This is a genomic window from Methylobacterium sp. WL6 (assembly GCF_008040095.1).
Taxonomy (GTDB): Bacteria; Pseudomonadota; Alphaproteobacteria; order Rhizobiales; family Beijerinckiaceae; genus Methylobacterium.
This window is the reverse complement of sequence record NZ_VRVH01000441.1, coordinates 1-2753: the sequence shown is the minus strand read 5'-3', so window position 1 is coordinate 2753 and position 2753 is coordinate 1. Positions and strand designations below refer to the sequence as shown.

Sequence of the window (2753 nt, the reverse complement as noted above, 5' to 3'; positions counted from 1 at the left end):
GGGAGCGACCTCTCCGGATAGTGCGCTCCCCTCTCCCGACCCGCTTCGCGGCCCACCCTCCCCCGCAGAGGGGGGAGGGAGAAACCGCTCCGCCGTTCAGGTTCGTCGTCGTCGCCGCGCCAGCATGTTCAGCCCCTCGACGCCGGCCGAGAACGCCATCGCGGTGTAGATGTAGCCCTTCGGCACGTGCGCCCCGAAGCCTTCGGCGATCAGCGTCATGCCGATCATGATCAGGAAGCCGAGCGCCAGCATCACCACGGTCGGGTTCCGGGCGATGAAGGCCGAGAGCGGCTCGGCGGCCACCAGCATCACGATCACCGCCGCGATCACGGCGATCATCATCACCGGCACGTGCTCGGTCATGCCCACCGCGGTGATGATCGAGTCGATCGAGAAGACGAGGTCGAGCAGCAGGATCTGGCCGATCGCCGCGGCGAAGCCGAGCGACGCGGCGCCCGTCGCCTTCTCCGGCGGCGGGTCGACGCTGTGATGGATCTCGCTGGTGGCCTTCCACAGCAGGAACAGGCCGCCGGCGAGCAGGATCAGGTCGCGCCAGGAGAAGGCGTGGCCGGCGACCTGGAAGACCGGGCTCGTCAGCTGCACGATGAAGGCGACCGTGCCGAGCAGCCCGAGCCGCAGCACCAGGGCGAGCCCGATGCCGATGCGGCGCGCCTGCGCCTGGTGCTCGGGCGGCAGCTTGTTCGTCAGGATCGAGATGAAGATCAGGTTGTCGATCCCGAGCACCACCTCCATCACCACGAGGGTCGCGAGCGCGGCCCACACCGTCGGGTCGGCGGCGAGCTGAACGAGATGGTCCATCGGGCCCCTCCCTCGAAGCGCGCGCGCCTCAGCGCGGCGAGAGCCGGTTCGCGGTGCCCGGCCGGCGGGCGGCGTCCGGCGCGTAGATCCTCAGGATCTTCGGGAAGACCTTGAAATGCGCCGGGGTGTGGGTGGTGAGCTCGCCGTCGGTGTTGACGGCCCGCGGCTTGCGCGTGCTCAGCACCACCTCGGTGGTCTGGAAGGCGCGCACGTCCTCGGCCCTGCCATGGGTGCCGCGGCGGAGCGCCGGCAGCAGCGCGAGCAGCCGCCACCAGTGCTTCACCTCGAGCGAGTAGAAGTCGAGCTTGCCGTCGTCGACGGTGGCGGTCTCCTCCACCGTCATGCCGCCGCCGTAGTGGCGCCCGTTGCCGACCGAGGCCTGGATCGTGGTGACGCGCTCGCGCTTTCCGTCGTGCTCGATCGTCACCGTGAAGGGCCGCACCCGGCGCAGCACCCGGAAGGCGGCGATGGCGTAGCCGACCGTGCCCCATTTCTTCTTCGATTCCGCGGTGAGCCCGCCGGCCAGATCCGCCGAGAAGCCGATGCTCGCCACGTTGAAGAAGTAGTGCCCGTTGACCCAGCCGAGATCGACCGGCTGCGCCGCCGCCGTGGTGATCAGCTCCGCGGCCGCCACCGGGTCGAGCGGCAGACCGAGGGAGCGGGCGAGGTCGTTGGCGGTGCCGAGCGGCAGGATGCCCAACGGCAGCCCGGTCTCGACCAGGGCGGGTGCCGCCGCGTTCATGGTGCCGTCGCCGCCGCCGAGGATCACGAGGTCGACGTCGTGCGCGTGCCGCCGGATCACCGCGCAACTATCGCGCTCGGGCTCCGGCTCGATTAGGTCGTGCCCGCCCGCGCGCAGCGCGTCGCGCACGGCGTCGATCGCGCCGCCGCCGTTGCGGGCCTTCGGGTTGCACAGCAGCAGCGCCCTGCGGCGGCCCGCTGCATCGTCATGGGGAGGAACGCCCGCGCTCATCGGAAAACCTCCGGCATCCCGGATCGAGTTTGCGAATCGGACAAGCGGCAGCCCTTCGGCGCGTTCGCCCCCCCCGCGGGGGCGCGGGGGCGACGGCGTGGCAGAGATCCGACATCGCGGTCGACGCCTCGACCGCCAGAGGGGCCCGGACCCGGAATACGGCCTAGGTGGCGTACCCGCCGATCGATCTCAACCCCGGCGCCCGCGCAATCGCGCGCTTCCCATGGGCCGGGGCGGCGGTTTCCGCGGCTTGGACGGTCTTCCGCTCGCATCGATCAGGACCGAAGCCTTCGGCCCGGCCCGGCCGGGTGCCTCGAGCGACCGGGTCCACCGGGCGGACTGCGCGCCCGTCGGGGAGGGGACGCGCGCGTGCTTCGCGCGGTCTTGGCGTGGTCTTGGCGCGGTCTTGCGCTCCCGATCAGCCGGCGCAATCGCGGGCGTCCGCCGGCACCGGACGCGATTCGCGCGACCCGTCGATGCCGAAGGCGGTCGATCCGCGACGGCGTGCCGGTCCGACGGAACCAGCCGCCCACCCGCTTGCGTTAACCTCGGCCGTTCTAAAACGCCCCGTTCGACGTTCGGCCACCATCCGGTGATCCCATGTGCTCTGATCTCCCGCGCTTCGGCGCCCGGCGTTCCACGCTCGCGTTCGGCCTGATCCTCGCCGCCGGCGCAGCGCAGGCGCAGACGCCTCCGGCCTGGGTCGATCCGCCGGCGAAGGTCGCGCCCGGCACGCCGGCGCCCAAGGCCGAGCCGCAGCCGCAAGCGCAACAGCCCCCAGCACGGGAGTCGACGCGGCCGGCCTCCGAGACCGCGGCCGGCACCGATCGGAATGCGAAGCCGGATCGCGAGACGGCGCAGCCCGCCGGGAACGCGGCGAGCCCGGCGCCCGCCTTCGCGGAGACCGAGCGCGACGGGGCCGCCATGGGGGGGCCGAGCCGGCGGGCCGAGCGGCCGCGCC

At 72.4% G+C, this 2753-nt stretch carries 2 protein-coding genes and 1 pseudogene; 1 reads left to right on the top strand and 2 read right to left on the bottom strand.

Annotated elements, in window-relative coordinates:
• Positions 1-96: 96 nt before the first annotated feature.
• Positions 97-819: a TerC family protein gene (locus tag FV230_RS26880; protein ID WP_147844552.1), complete on the bottom strand. Its 723-nt coding sequence runs from the start codon at positions 817-819 to the stop codon at positions 97-99.
• Between the two features lie 28 nt (positions 820-847).
• Positions 848-1792: a lipid kinase gene (locus tag FV230_RS26875; protein ID WP_147844551.1), complete on the bottom strand. Its 945-nt coding sequence runs from the start codon at positions 1790-1792 to the stop codon at positions 848-850.
• A gap of 600 nt (positions 1793-2392) precedes the next feature.
• Between FV230_RS26875 and FV230_RS26870 the strand changes: the two are divergent.
• Positions 2393-2753 (top strand): annotated as a pseudogene (locus FV230_RS26870) (hypothetical protein); the annotation flags it as partial.